Source organism: Enterococcus sp. DIV1682a (assembly GCF_051711005.1).
Classification (GTDB): domain Bacteria; phylum Bacillota; class Bacilli; order Lactobacillales; family Enterococcaceae; genus Enterococcus_B; species Enterococcus_B hirae.
Genome location: NZ_JBIOLT010000001.1, coordinates 2092457 through 2111609 on the forward strand (window position 1 = coordinate 2092457; position 19153 = coordinate 2111609).

20 protein-coding genes are annotated in these 19153 nt (G+C 37.2%); all 20 read right to left on the minus strand.

The annotated features are described in order from the left end of the window. Positions 1–362 precede the first annotated feature (362 nt). The 20 genes from IGJ23_RS09550 to ftsE all read right to left on the minus strand — a co-directional run bounded on the left by IGJ23_RS09550 (position 363) and on the right by ftsE (position 19097). A complete protein-coding gene (locus tag IGJ23_RS09550) occupies positions 363–959 on the minus strand; it encodes a YtxH domain-containing protein (RefSeq protein ID WP_438774894.1) in 597 nt (198 codons plus the stop codon). 2 nt (positions 960–961) lie between these two features. After that, a complete protein-coding gene (locus tag IGJ23_RS09555; protein WP_010718552.1) occupies positions 962–1402 on the minus strand; it encodes a DUF948 domain-containing protein in 441 nt (146 codons plus the stop codon). A gap of 129 nt (positions 1403–1531) precedes the next feature. Then, the gene (galU, locus tag IGJ23_RS09560; RefSeq protein ID WP_010718553.1) at positions 1532–2470 is read right to left on the minus strand and encodes a UTP--glucose-1-phosphate uridylyltransferase GalU; all 939 of its coding nucleotides are present in this window, start codon (positions 2468–2470) and stop codon (positions 1532–1534) included. A gap of 14 nt (positions 2471–2484) precedes the next feature. Next, positions 2485–3510: an NAD(P)H-dependent glycerol-3-phosphate dehydrogenase gene (locus IGJ23_RS09565; RefSeq protein WP_438774895.1), complete on the minus strand. Its 1026-nt coding sequence runs from the start codon at positions 3508–3510 to the stop codon at positions 2485–2487. A 43-nt stretch (positions 3511–3553) separates the two neighbouring features. Beyond that, positions 3554–4384, minus strand: coding sequence for a prolipoprotein diacylglyceryl transferase (lgt, locus tag IGJ23_RS09570; RefSeq protein WP_010718555.1), 831 nt, complete (start codon positions 4382–4384; stop codon positions 3554–3556). A 14-nt stretch (positions 4385–4398) separates the two neighbouring features. Beyond that, entirely contained in the window at positions 4399–5337 is a 939-nt protein-coding gene (gene hprK / locus IGJ23_RS09575; RefSeq protein ID WP_010718556.1) for an HPr(Ser) kinase/phosphatase, read from the minus strand. 191 nt (positions 5338–5528) lie between these two features. Further along, entirely contained in the window at positions 5529–5879 is a 351-nt protein-coding gene (locus IGJ23_RS09580) for a phage holin family protein (protein ID WP_010737969.1), read from the minus strand. Then, positions 5879–6187 (minus strand): PspC domain-containing protein, encoded by a 309-nt coding sequence (locus IGJ23_RS09585; RefSeq protein ID WP_010718558.1) that lies wholly within the window; start codon positions 6185–6187, stop codon positions 5879–5881. Before IGJ23_RS09585 ends, IGJ23_RS09580 begins: the two co-directional genes overlap by 1 nt. Before the next feature lie 216 nt (positions 6188–6403). Then, a complete protein-coding gene (liaX, locus tag IGJ23_RS09590; RefSeq protein WP_010737970.1) occupies positions 6404–7975 on the minus strand; it encodes a daptomycin-sensing surface protein LiaX in 1572 nt (523 codons plus the stop codon). Positions 7976–8216: 241 nt separating this feature from the next. Further along, positions 8217–8861, minus strand: coding sequence for a hypothetical protein (locus IGJ23_RS09595; RefSeq protein ID WP_034699165.1), 645 nt, complete (start codon positions 8859–8861; stop codon positions 8217–8219). Between the two features lie 256 nt (positions 8862–9117). Then, positions 9118–9795 (minus strand): phosphate signaling complex protein PhoU, encoded by a 678-nt coding sequence (phoU, locus tag IGJ23_RS09600; RefSeq protein ID WP_010718561.1) that lies wholly within the window; start codon positions 9793–9795, stop codon positions 9118–9120. Between the two features lie 12 nt (positions 9796–9807). Next, on the minus strand, positions 9808–10566 hold the full coding sequence (gene pstB / locus IGJ23_RS09605; protein ID WP_010718562.1) for a phosphate ABC transporter ATP-binding protein PstB: 759 nt from the start codon (positions 10564–10566) through the stop codon (positions 9808–9810). Between the two features lie 15 nt (positions 10567–10581). After that, the gene (gene pstB, locus IGJ23_RS09610; RefSeq protein ID WP_010718563.1) at positions 10582–11388 is read right to left on the minus strand and encodes a phosphate ABC transporter ATP-binding protein PstB; all 807 of its coding nucleotides are present in this window, start codon (positions 11386–11388) and stop codon (positions 10582–10584) included. Positions 11389–11402: 14 nt separating this feature from the next. Continuing rightward, positions 11403–12287: a phosphate ABC transporter permease PstA gene (pstA, locus tag IGJ23_RS09615; RefSeq protein WP_010718564.1), complete on the minus strand. Its 885-nt coding sequence runs from the start codon at positions 12285–12287 to the stop codon at positions 11403–11405. After that, a complete protein-coding gene (gene pstC, locus IGJ23_RS09620) occupies positions 12287–13207 on the minus strand; it encodes a phosphate ABC transporter permease subunit PstC (protein WP_010718565.1) in 921 nt (306 codons plus the stop codon). Before pstC ends, pstA begins: the two co-directional genes overlap by 1 nt. 117 nt (positions 13208–13324) lie before the next feature. Beyond that, positions 13325–14179, minus strand: coding sequence for a phosphate ABC transporter substrate-binding protein PstS (locus IGJ23_RS09625; protein WP_240274205.1), 855 nt, complete (start codon positions 14177–14179; stop codon positions 13325–13327). 349 nt (positions 14180–14528) lie between these two features. Further along, the gene (gene cls, locus IGJ23_RS09630; RefSeq protein ID WP_010718567.1) at positions 14529–15977 is read right to left on the minus strand and encodes a cardiolipin synthase; all 1449 of its coding nucleotides are present in this window, start codon (positions 15975–15977) and stop codon (positions 14529–14531) included. Positions 15978–16062: 85 nt separating this feature from the next. Then, a complete protein-coding gene (locus tag IGJ23_RS09635) occupies positions 16063–16908 on the minus strand; it encodes an acyltransferase domain-containing protein (RefSeq protein WP_438774896.1) in 846 nt (281 codons plus the stop codon). 625 nt (positions 16909–17533) lie between these two features. After that, on the minus strand, positions 17534–18418 hold the full coding sequence (gene ftsX / locus IGJ23_RS09640; RefSeq protein WP_278250225.1) for a permease-like cell division protein FtsX: 885 nt from the start codon (positions 18416–18418) through the stop codon (positions 17534–17536). Beyond that, positions 18411–19097, minus strand: coding sequence for a cell division ATP-binding protein FtsE (gene ftsE, locus IGJ23_RS09645; RefSeq protein WP_010718569.1), 687 nt, complete (start codon positions 19095–19097; stop codon positions 18411–18413). Before ftsE ends, ftsX begins: the two co-directional genes overlap by 8 nt. Between the last annotated feature and the right edge of the window lie 56 nt (positions 19098–19153).

The window sequence follows — 19153 nt, forward strand, 5'->3', positions numbered from 1 at the left end:
TTCTACATCTATTAATGAGTCTAAGGGCGACTGTTAGTCCTAGACTCATTTTTTTCTTATCTTCAACCTCACTAATTGTTGTTGACCCATTCATACCAAAGAGCTCTGGTGACCAATAGATTTTACGAATTCTTCTGATCATTCTGGTTCTTTTATAGTGTCTTCACTCTCATGGTGATAAGCATGCTATCAAGTGATTACGCAAATTAGACGTTTACATTATGTATTATTCTTGTAATTATCCAAACAAAAAAATATCAAAGCTAGGAAACTTTGCTAGCTTTGATATTCATCACTTGTTCCGTTCGATTAACCAAAATCGAGATAGCATCTATTGATTATTTACAAAAAATAGAAATTGCCTATTTTCCATTGTCAGTAAATGTATCTTTTAAATCTTCTTTTTTAGCTTTGACATCTTCTTTAGCCATATCTGCCATTGCTTGCGCATCTTTTACGACTGGTTTTGCTTCAGCAATGCCTTCTTTGACTGTTTGTCCAGCTGCACCTGCAGCATCTTTCGCATTGATCATCATATCTTCAGATGCATCTTTAACTGTTTCATTCATTTGTCCGACTGGCTTTTTAAGCTCATCTGCTGATTTCTTGAAGCGATGAGAAAGATCTTCTGATTGTTCTTTTAATGTTAATAAAATGTCTTCAGACTCATCTTCGACATCATTTGCAGAATGATTGACTTTATTTTTCACGCTACCAGCTAAGTCACCAGCTTGTTGGGATAGATCTTGCGCTTTTTCTTTTGCGATGTCTGTTAATGTCGCTGATTTTTCTTTTGCCATATCCGTGTAGTCTGAAGCCATATCAAGTAAATCATCTGCTTGTGCAGCAAGTTCATCGCGTAGTTCTTTTCCTGACTTTGGTGCTAATAATAATGCTGCGACTGCCGCTGCTGTCCCACCAATAACTGCTCCTAGTAAAAATCCACCTTTTTTTGCCATAATTAAATTCCTCCAGTCTTTTCTGTATGTTTTTTATTTTTGAAAAACTTTAAAGCTGTGCCACCAACTTTTCCAGCCACGGTAGCTTTAGCTGTTGTACGCCCAATCCCACCAACTTTGGTTACGATATTTTTACTTGATGTATTCAATTCTGACACGCTTTCACTTAAATCCGCGATAGCTGTAAATAATGGATCAATCGTTTCTACTTTCCCATTGATGTCTAAAAGCAATTCATTACTTTTGACTAGTAAACCTTCCACCTGCCTTGACAAAAGATCGACATCTTTGGTGACGACTTCAATCGTCGTATTTGCTTCTGCCACTGTTTGATCCACTTTTTCTAATGTTTTTGATAATTGTAACAATACTCTTATGATAAAAACAACGAGGACTGCAAATGCGATGGCCGCAATCAGCCCAGCAATTTCTCCGCCTGTCATACTCGAACTCCCTTCTGATACTCTTTCTATAAGCATAGCATTTTCGTATTTTTTAAACAAATAAAAAATAGCAAAGCTTCAACTACTTTTTTTGGATAAGAGCAGTTGAAGCTTTCATTGCTAAAAAATTTATTTTTTCAGCTCATCTTTTGATTCAATTTTTTTGTTGTCTTTTTTTGGTACCATCGTTTGATCAGCTTCTAATTGTTTCCCTAGCTCTTTGATATATTCTTTTAATGGTTCGCCGACTTCTGGATGAGTCAAGCCGTATTCGATACTGGTTTTCATGAAACCAAACTTGTCACCAACATCATAGCGTTTGCCTGTAAAGTTACGAGCAAATACTCGTTGTGTTTTATTCAATGTATCAATCGCATCTGTCAGTTGGATCTCATTCCCAGCACCTGGTTGTTGTTCTGCCAAAACATCAAAGATTTCAGGAGTTAATAAATAGCGTCCAATAATAGCTAAATTACTTGGTGCTTTACTTGGGTCTGGTTTTTCAACGAAGTTTTTAACATTGAACAATCCTTCTTCTAATTCTTCACCAGGATTAATAATTCCGTATTTAGACGTATCTTTTTGTGGCACTTCCATCACTGCGATTGTTGATGCATGCGTCCGCTCATAGTCATCAATCAATTGTTGTGTCAAAGGTACTTCATCTTCCATGATATCATCACCTAACATCACAACAAAAGGTTCATTACCGATAAAAGCACGGGCTTGTAATACAGCATGTCCTAACCCTTTTGGATGAGATTGACGAATGAAGTGTAGATTTACATCAGTTGTTTCTTCAACCAACTTCAATAATTCTGTTTTCCCTTTTTCACTCAAATTCGTTTCTAACTCGATATTTGAATCAAAATGGTCTTCGATTGGTCGTTTTGCTTTCCCAGTGACGATCAAAATGTCTTCGATCCCTGATTTAAGTGCTTCTTCTACGATAAATTGAATCGTTGGTTTGTCAACGATTGGAAGCATTTCTTTTGCCATCGCTTTTGTTGCAGGTAAAAATCTTGTTCCTAAACCTGCTGCTGGAATAACTGCCTTTTTTACTTTCATTTGTCATCTCTCCTCTAAAAAATTAATCGTGAAAATTCATTTTCTTTTTTTCCATCTCGCAACATGATTTCTCTTGCCGCAATTTGTACATTTTTATTTTCATAAAGTACTTCATGAATTGTTTGAGTGATTGGCATGTCTACACCTACTTGCTGAGCAAGTTCTTTTGCGGCTTTTGTCGTATGGACACCTTCCACAACCATCCCCATATTTTCCAATACTTCTGACAGTTCATGCCCTTTACCTAACAAATTGCCCGCTCGCCAATTTCGCGAATGGATACTAGTACAAGTAACGATCAAATCACCCACACCACTAAGACCAATAAAAGTCAATGGGTTGGCACCCATCGCAACACCTAAACGACTGATTTCAGCTAAACCTCTAGTCATAATAGCAGCTTTTGCATTATCCCCAAAACCTAATCCGTGGATTGCTCCTGCACCAAGAGCAATAATATTTTTCAATGCAGCCCCCATTTCAACCCCAATCACATCAGGGTTGGTATAAATCCTAAAATAATGATTCATGAATAACCTTTGGACAAAGGAAGCTGTTTTTTGATCTGTGCTAGCAGCTGTGATCGTAGTAATGTCATGATTTGCTACTTCTTCTGCGTGACTCGGACCAGATAAAACAGCAATGGATTGACGTTTGTCACTCGGAATCTCTTCTAAAAGAATTTCTGAGATCCGTTTGTGTGTTTCCTGTTCTAGCCCCTTGCTTGCATGGATGATTACAGGCTTGGTATTCAATTTAGTGACCACCTCTTGTGCTACAGAGCGAATGGCTCGTGTCGGAATCACGAATAACAAGGCATCAATATCTTGAACTGCCTGTTCCAACTCACTAAAACCACGGATTGACGTTGACAAATGATAGTCGGGTAAATATTTTTGATTGGTGTGTTGTTGGTTGATCTCGTCTATTTGCGATTGACGATGTCCCCATAGGCGAACATCATGTCCATTTTCAGCAAGAACTTGCGCAAGAGCTGTCCCCCATGAGCCAGCTCCTAAGACTGCCACCCTATATTTCATTTTACCACTCCTGCTATTTTTTTCATTTTTTTAGCTCTGTAAATTAGATAATCATTTGATTTTTACCAAAAGTGCGATCGTAATCTGGTAAATTTCCTTTTTTTCTACGCCAGATAAACAGAATAATTGTCCCAACGAATAAAAAGGCTGACAACAATTGGGAGATACGAATAACACCTAAGAAGTATAAACTATCTGTCCGTAATCCTTCGATAAAAAAGCGCCCGAAGCTGTACCACATCACATAAACAAGTAAAACTTCTCCTTTTTTCAGTAAATGCTTTTTGTTTCTTAAAAATAGGAGTAGGATAAAGCCAATCAAACTCCAAACGGATTCATATAAAAAGGTAGGTTGACGATAAAAACCTTCAATGTACATATTATCAATTATGAATCTTGGGATATGAAGATTTTCTAAAAAGATTCTCGTCGTGACAGGGCCATAAGCTTCATGATTCATAAAATTTCCCCAGCGCCCAATTGCTTGAGCGAGTAGGACACTTGGTGCTGCTATATCTAAAAATGTCCACATGGAAATAAAGTGGTATTTGGTAAAGAAGTATAAAGTAATGGCACCTGCGATTAATCCACCATAAATAGCTAACCCGCCAGAACGGATATTGAATATTTGAATAGGATCAGCTATATATTGTGGTAAATCAAATAAAATATAGTACAACCGTGCGCCAATAATTGAAAGTGGCAATCCCCACAACATAAAATCAGTGACATCCTCAGATTTTAAGCCAACTCGTACGGCTTCACGGCTACTTAGCCACATGGCTATAATTATTCCCGATACAATGATCAAAGCATACCAATAAATTGGTATTCCTAAAAGATTGAACGCTACCCGATCGATTTGCGCTATCATGTTTCCACTCCTTGCTATTGTGCCCCTGAATTTTCTTCGATCAGACGACTTAATCTTTCTTCAAACGTTTTTGTTGCATCAAATCCCATCGTTTTTGCTCGGAAATTCATTGCTGCCACTTCGATGATGATGGCCACGTTTCGTCCAGTTTTGACAGGTATTTTTATTTGTGGAATCCCCACTTCTGCAATTTCCACAGAAGTATCTTCAGAACCTAGTCGATCATATTTTTTGTCCTTCGCCCAGGCTTCTAAATAAACGGCTAACTGCACTTGCATTGAACCACGGACAGCACTTGCTCCAAACAAGTTCATGACATCAATGATTCCGATCCCTCTGATCTCTATCAAGTGTTCTAAGATTTTTGGTGGTTCACCAATGACTGTCAGTTCATCTTGTTGATAAACATCTACTCGGTCATCAGCAATCAGGCGATGACCACGTTTGATTAATTCTAATGCGGTTTCACTCTTACCAATTCCGCTATCCCCTTGAATGAGTACACCTAACCCATAAACATCGACTAGCACACCATGAACGCTCGTTCTAGGAGCTAAACGACCATCTAAATAACTAGATAATTCTCCAAGCAAACGGGATGTGGAGATTGGTGAACGTAAGACAGCCATACCGTATTCGTTGGCTGCTTGAATCATTTCTTCAGAAGCTGGAAGCCCCCGAGAAATAATGAATGCTGGCATATCCTCACTGCACAATCTTCTCATGATCATCAGTCTTTCTTCCGGCATCATCCGTTCAGCAAAGCTAATCTCTTTGCTCCCAAACAATTGTAAACGATCATGTGAATAATAATTAAAATAACCGGTCAATTCTAAACCAGGTCTTGAGATGTCACCAGTTACGATAACACGCTCCAAACTCTTTTCATCACCAGTCACTATTTCTAATGATAATTTTTCTACTAATTGGCTTACTTTCACAACTTCTGCCATTCGTGCTACCTCATTTCTATTAGAGTGTTCCTTCCCATTTTATCATTGTCTGACAAAAAGTACTACCAAATAAAAAAAACGTTTTTATTTTAAATTCACTTTTTTTATAAAACAAAGCAAAAAGGTACAACCAGGGAATTTAAAACATTTCCCATGGATGTACCCTTTTAGTCATTATCGATTGTTCACGTTTACCTTCTACTATTGTGTTCACTGACAATCATATTCACCACTGACATGATCACAGCAATCAAAAAAGCTGATCCAAAGGAAGCAAAATTAAAATTAGATGCTCCAACAAAAAAGGAAGTCATCTTCAAGATTGCCGCATTGATGACAAATGTGAACAAGCCCAGTGTCACTAAAGTGAATGGTAGTGATAAAATTGTTAGAATAGGTTTAATGAACATATTCAAGATGGACAATACGAAACTTGCTAAAATAGCTGTCCAAATACTATCTACATAAATCATCGTCGGAAAAATCACTGCCAGAGAGATGAACGTCAACGTATTCACGATGAGGCGCTGAAGATAAGACATTAGAAGTCACTCCATTCGTCATCATTGACTTTTTCCGCCTCTTTACGTTTTTTTGTTTGTTCATGATGATAATTATTATTTTGATAATATTGGTTTTCATGCCCATAACGAGTCTGTTTGTTTCGTCCAGAAGGGATGAGCAAAGCCAATAAAATATATAAGATAACTGGACTTCCAAATGCCACTAAGCTTAGGAATACATAGATCACACGAACTACCGTTGGATCAATTCCAAGATATTCTGCAATCCCAGCTAATGTACCAGTCAAAACAATATTTTTATTTGATTTTGTCAATTTTCTTTTCATTTTACTTTCACCTCTGTTCTATTCATTTTAATGGAAGAAAAAGAGTGTGACAATAGATAAACTGTTCATTCTCACTACACTTTTTCTCCAAAGATTTTTGCTTTTCCTCGTTAAAGGAACGAATGACCAAGTATCATCGTTTAATAGTGAACGTACATCCCACTTATCAATCCTGCTTTCGATTGTTAGAATAAGCTAACTCACCGGTTGATTACTTTATTGATCCGTATCTTTTAAATAAATACTACCAGTCGTAGTCGATAATTGGATTCTAGCTACTTCATTTTCAGAGAGACGACGGAACTGTAGTAATTGATTGGTCCGTTCTTTTTTTTCACGGATTACTTCATAATCAGTCAGGCGGCTGTTGATGCTGCCTAAACTTGTTTTCGCATTACCTTCCATGCCAATTCCTGTTGGTAAAGCTACTTTGACATTGCCATTGACTGAACTTGCTTCAATTTTTTTCAAATGTTCTTCTTTCATTGTCAACCGTACATCCCCATTAACGAGAGAAACGGAAAGATTTTCAGGGGTTGTTCCTACAGTGACCGTACCATTCACTGTTTCGATGATCGAATCTAAGATTGCACCTGATTGAACATCGATATTCCCATTAACGCCTTCAATTTCAAGCATGGTTGCTTGTAATTTTTGAATGACGATATTTCCATTTGTCGATTTGGTGTACACATCTTTACCTTCTAAGTCGTTAATCGTAATATTCCCATTTAACAATTTGATTGCTGTATGGTCATATACTCGTTTTGGTAAATAAAAGACTAGATCCGCACGTACACGTTTATTTGGAATTTGGAATGAGACATGCTCATCATTGACTTCAATTTGACTACGTTCTAAGAATGCCTCGAATGGTTCTGCATTCATTTTACCGTATAATTTGATTTTAGCTTCAACTTTCACATCTTCACTTTCCCAAGTTTTCAATGTGACATTTCCGTTTGCAGCTTTGATATCAAGAATACTTGCTGCAGGTGCTTCATAATAAAATTCGTGTTCAAATTTTGTCGTTGCGATACCTGGTACACGGAGATTGACATCTTTCCATTCCATGTTTTCATTAACTGTTTCCGATACCGTTTGGAATGTCTTCCGCAAAAACTTGCCTAGCTGAGAACCAGCTTCAGACATTTTTTCTCCAACTTGGTTCAATGTATCGTTGGCTTGTTCTTTCCAGTCATCTGGTAACTCAAATTTATCAGCAATTGTTTCTTTCTTTTCTGTCCATTGGTTTTTGCGAATATCTTTTAATTCTGCTTCTAGTTTCAATTGTTCTTCTGTTAATTGTTCACTCGCAGCTTCTAATTCCTTGATCTCAGATTCAAGAGTCTTTCTTTGGAGAAGCTCATCTTCTGTTAGTTCATCCAATTCTTCTTTGGTATTCAGCTGCATCAATGTTTCCTGTTTGTCATTGCGTGCCGCTTTATTTTGTGCTAACTTTTCATTCACTTCGTCTAAATGAGCCGACGTTTGATTGGCTTGTGTTGCTAACTCATCTAAGATACGTTCCAAATTTTCTTGATCTTCTTTTTCGTTTTGTTTTGGATCGGCATTAAAATGGATTTCTTCTGATGTGCCATTTTCCAATTCATCGATCAATTGAGTTGCTTGATCTTTTTCTTTATGACTAGCAGTTACTTTATCTGCTTCTTTTGCGATTTGCTTTTCATCTTTCTCAGTTGCCATGCTTTCTAATAAATCTAAGCCCTCTTCAGTGGAAAGGATCCCTTTTTTAACTAAGTCTAAAATACGTTCTCTTTCTTTCATGGAAATTGCCTCCTTAAGCAAATATAGTTTGCAAGCTTTTCCTTACATTCATATTATGCACGGAATGGTAGAAAAAGTCATAGGACTTAAGTTGTAACTTTTTCTCCAACTTGAGTTACTGAACGATTTACTTCCCATTGAACCAGCCAATAATGCTTTAAAAACAATATTTCTTTCCCTTTTTATGGCAAGAAATATTGTTTTCTAATTTTTTATGAATTATGTATGAATATTATGGATATTAAAAAAGCAATTGGATAAATGACCATAAATAGCGTATAACACGAAACAGGATAACTAGTAAAAATATATTTCCGACAATAAAACGTCCCATATTCCCAATGCTTTCTTTTAAATTACTAAATGTAAACCGACGCAAAAAACGTGGCATTGAATGATAGCCGTTTCGCTTCAAACGAAACTTTTCTTCATAGGTTAGTTCAAGCATATCATAATAAACAATTTGAAGTGGTTCACGCGGAAAAAAGGACTTGGAGAATCCAACCATCAATGTATACTGTTTATTCCTTGACGGCAAATTACGCATACCAGTTTTGTTAATCCTGACACTCTTGTCTTCAAGATCATTATAGCTATACTCTGCTTCTTGGATCTTAACGATTTTTGCTTCTGGTTGATTTATCTCTAGATATTTTTGATAGACCTCTGGAAATTTTTGTTTTTGCAGATAAAGATAAATACCTCCCCCAGCAATGATTATCATCAGTAAAACATTATAAAGCAAATGTTCCTGAAAGATGCCTGTATAAGCCAGAACAATCACGAGTACGAATGCTAAGATTAGAATTCGCTTCCAATAATAACTTTGATACATTCTTTTGATTGTGCGCTCATAATAAGCAAAATCTTGCTCAACAAATTTCATCTTCTTTCACTCCTTTTCATCTCTATGCTCTTATTATAATTGAACGAGTTGAAAAAACAAAGACTAGTCGCTGAATTTCGATTATACAAATGACAATTAGTCTTGACCTTTTTCTCTCAGAGAAGTCAGCAATATTCACTCTAAGTCTTCAAGTTACAAAAAAACCGAAGAATTCCTAGGATATTTCCTATTTTGGAATTTTTCGGCTTATTTCTTATAACTCACACGTTGATCGTTACTTTCCAATCTTCAAGAGTTAGAAAATTTCGTTATGATTTGAGTTTAATTCGGTGATTTTTCCTGTAGCTAGATACACGATCCATTCACAAATATTCGTTACATAATCGCCAATCCGTTCTAAGTAGCTGGCAACATTTAGATAATCTGTCCCACTGATGACTGTTTCTGGATCAGACTGCATATTTTTGATCGTTGCATTGTAGATGCGATTGAAATAATCATTGACCCGTTGATCCATATTTGCGATCGTTCGAGCATCTTTTTCATCCGTTTTGACGTAAGCAACCAATACATTGTCCACCATTTTTTTGACATAATCAGACATATCAGAGATTTCTTTTTCGATCTCTGGGATTCTGGTTTGACCTTTCACACGGATCGTTGATTTGGCAACTGAAACCGCATGATCTGCCATTCGTTCCAAATCAGAACTAGCTTTCATCACGGTAATAATCATCCGTAAGTCTGTAGTCACTGGTTGTTGCAAAGCAATCATTTCAAAACTTTTTTTCTCTAAACGTGTTTCCATGTCGTTGATTTTAATATCATTTTCGATCACTTCTTGTGCAAGTGCTTTATCATGTTTGATATAAGAACGAACTGATTTATGCACTGCACTACTTACCATCATCCCCATCTCATAAAATTGATTATGAAGGTTAAGTAGTTCTTCTTCAAACTGTGTACGTAACATTTCGTTTCCTCCTTATCCAAATCGCCCTGAGATATAGTCTTCCGTTTCTTGTTTTTCTGGAGTCATAAAGATTTTTTTCGTATCATTGAACTCAATTAAATTCCCATCTAAGAAAAAGGCTGTTTTATCAGAAATCCGTGAAGCTTGTGACATATTATGCGTAACTATAATCATAGTATATCTTTCCTTTAATTCCAAGAGCATGCTTTCAATTTTCCCAGTAGAAACAGGATCAAGCGCACTAGTTGGCTCATCTAACAAAATAATTTCTGGATTGACGGCTAACACTCTTGCAATGCATACCCGTTGTTGTTGACCACCTGATAAGGATAAGGCACTTTTATGCAGTTTGTCTTTGACATCATCCCACACAGATGCAGCCTTTAAACTTTCTTCGACTACTTGATCAAGGACTTTTTTATCTTTTTCGCCTTTTAGTTTTAACCCATAGATTACATTTTCGTAAATCGAAAAGGGAAAAGGATTTGGTTGTTGGAAGACCATTCCGATTTCTTTACGCAATTCAACAATGTCCGTTTTAGGGCCATAGATATCTTTTCCTTTATACAGGACACTTCCAGTGATCGTCACACTCGGTATCAAATCATTCATTCGATTCAATGAGCGTAGATAAGTTGATTTACCACAGCCAGAAGGACCAATCATCGCTGTGATTTCGCCTTGATTGAAGCTTAGATCGATTCCTTTTAACGCTTCTTTTTTTCCATAATATAAGTGAAGATCTTTTGATGAGATAATTTCTTTTGTCATAACGAATCCTCCGTCTTACCCAAAATGACCCGATACATAATCTTCGGTCGCTTTAATTTTTGGTCTAGTAAATATCTTATTCGTTTTATCGTATTCGATCGCTTTTCCTAAGTAGAAAAAGGCAGTGTAGTCACTGATACGAGCTGCTTGTTGCATGTTATGGGTCACAATGATGATCGTGTAATCATCTTTTAGATTCACTAATGTTTCTTCCACTGTCCCAGTAGAAATCGGATCAAGTGCGCTGGCTGGTTCATCTAATAACAAGATATCCGGTTTCATCGCAATCGCACGTGCAATACATAAACGTTGTTGTTGACCACCTGACAAGGCCAAAGCACTTTTATCCAGGCTATCTTTTACTTGATCCCATAATGCGGCTTGTTTCAAGCTGGTCTCAACGATCTCATCTAATTTCTTCTTGTTCTTTTCGCCATGTTGCTTCAATGCAAACGTGATATTTTCATAGATTGATTTACTAAATGGATTTGGTCGTTGGAAAACCATTCCGATTCGCTTACGCATCTCATAGACATCAATTTGTGGTGCATTGATATCGACATCTTTGTACATGATTTTACCAGTCACCTTAGTATTTGCGATCCCATCATTCATCCGATTCAACGAACGTAAATAAGTAGACTTACCACAGCCAGAAGGACCGATCAAAGCTGTGATCTTATTCTTTTCAAATTCCAGATCAACACCTTTGATCGCTTCGTTGTCACCGTACCAAACATGAAGATCATCTGTATAAAGGGCAATTTCTTTTTCTTGACCCATTGTGATGATATTTCTTTCATTCCAATTATATTCTTTCATCTTACTTCTTCTCCTTAAGCTGAAGTCATTTTCCGGTATAAACGTTTACCAATCGCACGAGCACCAAAATTGAATAGTAATACTGCGATAATTAAGACCGCAGATGCTCCAGCAGATACTGATACGCCATCTGGCATCGTTCCTTCCGTATTGATTTTCCAAATATGAACAGCTAGTGTTTCAGCTTGACGGAAAATACTGATTGGACTAGAGACACTCAATGGATTCCAGTTTGAGAAATCAAGTGCAGGCGCGCTTTGCCCAGCTGTATAGATCAAAGCTGCTGCTTCCCCAAAAATTCTTCCTGAGCTTAAAATGACTCCTGTTAAAATCCCTGGAGTTGCCTCGGGTACAACTACACGAATCACTGTTTCCCAACGTGACAAACCTAATGCAAGTCCTGCTTCACGCTGTGTGTAATGCACCGCTTGTAAAGATTCTTCTACCGTTCTCGTCAATAGAGGTAAGTTAAAAACTGTTAAAGCTAGTGCCCCAGAGATAATGGAGAAGCCATACTGGAATTGGATAACAAAAACTAAAAAGCCAAACAAACCAACGACTACAGATGGTAATGAGCTTAATATTTCAATTGAAGTACGGATAACATCAGTCAACCAGTTTTTACCAGCATATTCCGAAAGGTAAATACCGGCTCCTAAAGAAAGCGGAAAACTGATGATCATCGTGATCAATAATAAATAAATCGAGTTAAATAATTGGATACCGATTCCGCCGCCTACTTGATAGGCTTTTGATGGTTCAGTTAAAAATGACCAAGAGATATGAGGAATTCCTCGAACTAAAATATATAAAAGTAACGCAGCTAAGATCAATACAATAATTCCCGATATTGCATAAAGGACTCCTGTTGCGATTTTATCAGAGCGTTTTGCGTTCATTATTTCAATGCCCCTTTCTTACCAATCATTCGGATCACGATATTAAAGATTAATGACATCAATAGCAAGATCAAAGCTAATGACCATAACACGTTGTTTTCAATTGTTCCCATGATCGTATTTCCGATCCCCATTGTTAAAATCGATGTCAATGTTGAAGCAGGAGTTGTTAATCCTGTTGGCATCAAGGCAGCATTCCCGATGACCATTTGGATCGCTAATGCTTCACCAAATGCACGTGCCATACCAAATACAACGGCTGTCAAGATTCCTGGTACAGCAGCTCGTAAAACGACTTTATAGATCGTTTGCCAACGTGTAGCTCCTAAAGCTAATGATGCTTCACGATAATGACGCGGCACAGCTTTTAAGGCATCGACTGTCATAGTCGTCACAGTTGGTAAGATCATGACAAACAAAACAAATGTCCCAGCTAAAATACCAAAACCAGTTCCGCCAAAAATGTTTCGGATAAATGGTACGATGACTGATAATCCAATAAAACCATAAACAACAGATGGAATACCAACTAATAGTTCAATAACTGGTTGCAAGATTTTTGTGCCATTTTTTGGAGATATCTCTGTCATGAAGACCGCTGCACCGATGGCAAAAGGTGTCGCGATGATCGCAGATAAAAAAGTAACGATAAACGAACCAGCGATCATTGGTAATGCCCCGACCATCGGTTTACCATCCGCACCAATTTGTCCAGGATTCCAATTCGTTCCAAACAAGAAATCAAATACGTTGATCTTATCAACGAAAAAGGTCGCTAATCCTTTACTTGCAACAAAATAAAAAATGGCTACTACTACTAGAACGATCAAGGCGATACATAAGAAGCTGATGAATTTACCACGCTGCTCCATTTTTGAACGTTTTGATTTTGTTAATAATACTTTTTTCACATCTTCCACAGATGATTCCCCCCCAGTAAGGTTTAACATACTTATACAGTGTACAAAGCGAACATCAATTTGAGTTTAATAACATGTAAAATTTATGCGAAGTTTGTAAAGATTGTGTAAAGATGATTATTTTACAATATTTCCTTCCCAATCACGTTCTACTTGCATACGTGAAACCGGAATATAACCTAATTCACCTACGATATTATTTTGAACTTCTTCTGATAGCATGTAGTTTAAAAACTCTTTCGTTAACTGTTTTGGTTGATCTTTTGTATACATATGTTCATAAGCCCAAATGATCCATTTATTGGTCGTAACGTTGTCATCGGTTGGCTCTACACCATCAATACTCAAAGTAGCCACATCGTTGGTTACATATGAGAAAGCGACATAACTAATTGCTCCTGGAGTATCTGCAACGATTTGTCGCACCATTCCGCTTGAATCTTGTTCTTGCGCACGAATCGCCGTTTCTCCATCAAGGACCCATTTTTCAAAAGTACTACGTGTCCCACTTCCTGATGCACGATTTAAAATAACCACTGGTTGGTCTTTCCCGCCAAGTTCTTTCCAGTTGGTGATTTCACCCGTAAATAACTTCCGTAAGTTTTCCATTGAGATGTCTTTAACGCCCACTTCCTTGTTAACGATCGGTGTGATCCCAACTACAGCCACCCGATGATCAACTAAAGCAGATGCATCGATTCCAGATTTTTCCTCCGCAAATAAATCAGAATTCCCGATATCTACTGCTCCAGATTGGACTTGAGATAATCCAGTTCCACTTCCTCCTCCTTGGACATTGATGAATTTCCCAGGGTTTGCAGCCTGAAAAGATTCAGCGACTGTTTCAACTAATGGTTGCAATGCGGAAGACCCGACAGCTGTAATGGATTCTCCTCGATCGATCCATTTTGAACAACCTGATAAAAGAATAGTTAATCCTATTATTGGTAAAAGTAATTTTAATTTTTTCATTTAGAAATCTCCTTCAGTCCTAAAGTAAGTTCATTTTAACATTTAACAAAATACTTGAAAACGAATTAAAATTATAAAATAACAAAAATAATGATTATTAATAAAAAAACACTATCTCATTAGGTTATTCTATGCTATACTGGCTTTGAAATGTGTCTCTTTATCAAACATTATCTAACTTATTTCTTGCTTTCCCCAAAAACAAGAAGTACCCCAAAGTTAGTTTTGTTCCTGTGAGACGCTTTCTCCATTTCTGACAGTTTACAGAAATGGCCCCGACAGAAAAAGGACATGAGCTGACGTCTTAGACGCCTCCCTCATGTCCTTTTTGATTAAATGGAAGTAGCAATTATAATAATGGCGAGATCAATCGTGCCAAACCTTCTTTTAATTTGATGATAAATCCTCGATTTTCATAGCGTTCTTTGGTTAACAGTTGTGACTTTCTTGAATCAGCAAAGAAAGCTTTTCTTACGTGAGTCGCCATTCCTTCATCATAGATCAACGCATTCACTTCAAAGTCTAATTTGAATGAACGGACATCAATATTTGCTGAACCAATTGAAACTATTCCACTGTCAATGATCATGGTCTTAGCATGGATAAACCCATTTTCATAGGTTTCGATCACTGCACCATATTCGATTAGTTCTGCTGCAAAAGAATAAGTTGCCCAATAGACTAACGGATGATCAGGTTTATTGGGAATCTGAATCTGAACTTTGACACCAGAAAGCAAGGCTAATTTCAATGCTTCATGAATGGATTCATCTGGGATATAGTAAGGCGTTTGAATCAATATTTCTTTTTTTGCTAATGAAATCATTTTTAAATAAGTCAATTTGATTTGTTCATGCTCAGAATCTGGGCCACTTGTGACGATTTGAAGTGCTAAAGTGCCTACAGAATCAATTTTTGGGAAAAATTTTGGTGCATAGCTGACTTCTTTCACGTGCTGCGAGTTCCAATCCATCAAGAAACGATTTTGTAGCGTATAAACTGCTTCCCCATAGATTCGCAAATGATTGTCTCGCCAATAACCAAACTTTGAAACTTCTCCTAAATATTCGTTTCCTACATTGAATCCACCAGTATAACCAATTTTCCCATCAATGACAACGATTTTCCGATGGTTTCGATAATTGATTCGTGGATTGATATAAGGGACAAATAGTGGAAAGAAAAAAGCGACTTCACCACCAGCTACCTGTAATTCGTGGAAAAATTTTGCATTTACTTGGGTAGACCCCCAAGCATCTAATAATACTCGGACTTTGACCCCTCTTTGAGCTGCTTCAGTCAGGGCGTCACGCACTTCCTTACCCAGAGCATCGCCCCGATAAATATAATATTGTAGATGGATATGATCTTTTGCCTGCTTAATGTCTTCAATCAATGCATCAAATTTTTCTCGTCCATCCGTAAATAAAGTCACTTCATTTCCAGTTGTGTACAATGTACTTTCAAACACTGTCAGCATATAGATTAGTTGCTTGACATCAACTTGTCCTGTTGGTGGATGCGGATAAAGTCCTCGCATCAAGGCTTGTTTGTCTTCTTCAATTTCCAAGTTCTTCCCGATTTTCCCTTGGATCTTCAAATCAAAGATCTTGTCTTGTGAAATACCTCTGCCAAAAAAGATATATAAAAGAAAACCGACAATCGGAATAAACATTAATACTAACAACCATGCCCATGTCTGAGCGGTTTCTTTTCGTTCACGAAAAACAATGACAATTGATAATAAGATATTCGCAATTAAGATGATCGTAAAAAAATTATCAACAACTACTCTCATGGCTCACCTCTTCACTTTTACACCTACTTAAGAATAGCCGAGATGTTTTTTAAAGTAAAGTGAAAGTATCAGACAGATAATGATCTCAATGAATTAAAATACCTACTGCTGAACCGATATGACCTCCTTGTAACATTTCTTTTTTTGCTGCTCTTTGAAGGGAAGTCTTCTCCGGATAACTCGTAACATCGGAAGAAATCGTATTGAAAATCCAAAATACACCTTCGTTTTTATTTGGTTCTGACAATAAAATTTGGTAATCGTTCGCAAATAAATTTAGATTTGCATCTGGCTTTAACCAATCTTTCAATTTAGGAGACAACAACCACGTATCTGTAATAAAAGACGCTGAGCGATAGTCTGGAAAATACTTCGTAATAAATTTTTTTGCTTCTGCATAATTTTTAGCAATGATGGAATAAGTCATATCAGCATCCGATGGAATATGAATGGAGATGTAGCCTTTCTCTGCTAATTCAGGGACTTTATTTTTATGAGGAGGTGTCACCATCTCAAATTCTAATTGGTTGATTCTAAATTCCAACCCACAAATAAAGCGCCATGTCCAAAAACCTCGATCAAATTGATAGAAATGATTGATTCTCTTAGATTCTTCTAAAAAACGTGTGAACGCATGCATAGTCTCTTGATATATCTCAAAAGGGATTTGACGTGGCAAATAAACACGTTCCCAACTCATACTTGCTGCATAAAGATGAAAAGCTAGTTCTTTGATGGTCTCTCCTTGATACACTTCGGACAATCGTTTGGCTTCATCCTCTGCCTTGGTTACTTCCAATAACCGTTTTCCACTAGTAATTAATTCATTTTCTTCTAATTGTGAAATGACTTGTGTTAGCTCATGTTGCACTTCCTTTGGTAACTCGATTATTTCCATAAGTTTCTCTACTGTTATTATTGATGGTAACATCGTTCCTCCTATTGATCATTTACTTGATATTATTTTTTTATTTTATATTATGAGACAAAAAAATGATAGCGTTTTACAAAAAGGTTGAGACAAAAGTGTTTAGCATCAAGAAATAAGAAGGAATTTCCGAAAATTGACAAGAAACACAAAAACTAGTTTTTGATGTTGATTGTTACCTACTTGATGCTTCTCAAATTTTTGGTAAATTTCGGCAAATTTTCCGAAGATGCTGCTTTTGTCTCACCGTGAATCAGAGGTCGTGAAAACATCGGGTAGCTCTGATGACAATAAGAAAGAATTTTTTGAAACAGCTTCTCATGTTTTGAAAAATTCAGGCTTATTTCAAGGAGCTGATGTTTGAACGCCGTTTAGCAAGAGGTCGTGAAAGAAGCGTTTAGCTCCTCGCTTATTGTTGAGGAGTTGCTTCTTGAACGCCGTTTATTCGTTTTCAGAGATACTAGAAGATACTGAGACGAGTTTTGTCCCAATCTCAACTAAAAAAGCAGACAGAAAAATGAATTTCTGTCTGCTGATTCATTGAATCATCCATTTAAACTTTAAAGTTGTTGGATCTTCTTGAAACAACTCGTTCCATCCTTTCATATGGTGAAACGATGGAAATGAATTAAAACTTCAAGAATCTTCTCATCGAAATAATTGATCCTAATGAACCGATAATGATTCCGATCCCAGCCATCAAAGCGTTGATTTTCCACACGATATCCTGTGGTTGGATCAAGGAATAGTGGGAGCGCAATAATGAAGGGTTAAGCATTCGGAATACTTCTTGGTACCCAAATGTAATCAGCAATACCGGAATAATTGCACCGATCAAACCAATCCAGCCACCTTCTAAAAAGAATGGCCAACGAATGTAGCCGTTTTTGGCACCAACTAATCGCATGATTTGAATTTCTTTTTGGCGAGATAAGATCGTGATTCTGATTGTATTTGAAATCAAAAACATTGCAATAAACAATAATAATGCTGCTGCAGCTAAGCCCCATGTTCGAACGGTTCCTGCAAGCTTAAGAATTTTATCTGAAGACGTTCCACCGTAATCCGCGCGAGAAACATTCGCTAATTTTCCGGCTTCTTGAGATACTTGTTTCGTATAAGAAGGTTCTGACGTTTGAACGACATAAACATCATATAACGGGTTGTTATCTCCTTCAAATAAACTCCATGAATTCCCCATAGCATCCTGGATCTTTTTCAACTCTTGGTCTTTACTTGAGAATTTGACACTTTTGACGTGATCAATCTCTTTTAATTGTTTTTCAAGAGTCTTCATATCTTTTTCATTCGTGCCAATATCAACGAAAACAGAAACATCTACGTTGCCTTCGATATCTTCGGCTAGTTTCGTTGCATTCATGATCACAGCCATGAACACCCCAACTAATGTTAATGTGATCGTCACGGCACTCACTGAAGCGACAGTCATCCAACCGTTACGCTTTAAACTCTTGATACTCTCTAATAAATGTCGGAAAAAGGTTCTAATCATCGTATCCATATTCCCCTTCCGCTTGGTCACGTATGATTCGTCCATTTTCGATGGCGATCACTCGATGACGAATTGTATTCACGATCGTACTGTTATGGGTTGCCATAACGACCGTTGTCCCTTGAGCATTGATTCGGTCCAATAACTTCATGATCTCCCAAGAATTCTCCGGATCTAGATTTCCTGTAGGTTCGTCAGCAATCAATACTTTCGGCGTATTTACGATTGCACGGGCAATCGATACCCGTTGCTGTTCCCCACCAGATAGCTCACTTGGAAAAACACGCACTTTATGTTTCAATCCAACAAGATCTAACACTTCCATCACACGTTTTTTGATATCTCGTGGTTTTCTACCGATTACTTGCATCGCATAAGCGACATTTTCGTAAACTGTTTTTCTCGGCAACAGTTTGTAGTCTTGGAAAACTACCCCGATTTCTCTGCGTAAGTAAGGAACATCTTTGTTTTTGATTGCCATTAAATCATGACCAGCAACATTTAAGGTTCCTTTTGACGCTTTTTCTTCTCGATACATCAATTTGATGAATGTAGATTTCCCAGCCCCTGATGGACCAACTACATAAACGAACTCTCCTTGATCGATAACAACCGATAAATTTCGGATTGCAGTCGTACCATTTGAGTACTTTTTCATGACATCCTTCATTTCAATCATGGCGTTCTCTCCATATCTTTTCTCAGTCTCTCACCATTATAGCATGGTAATGTTTC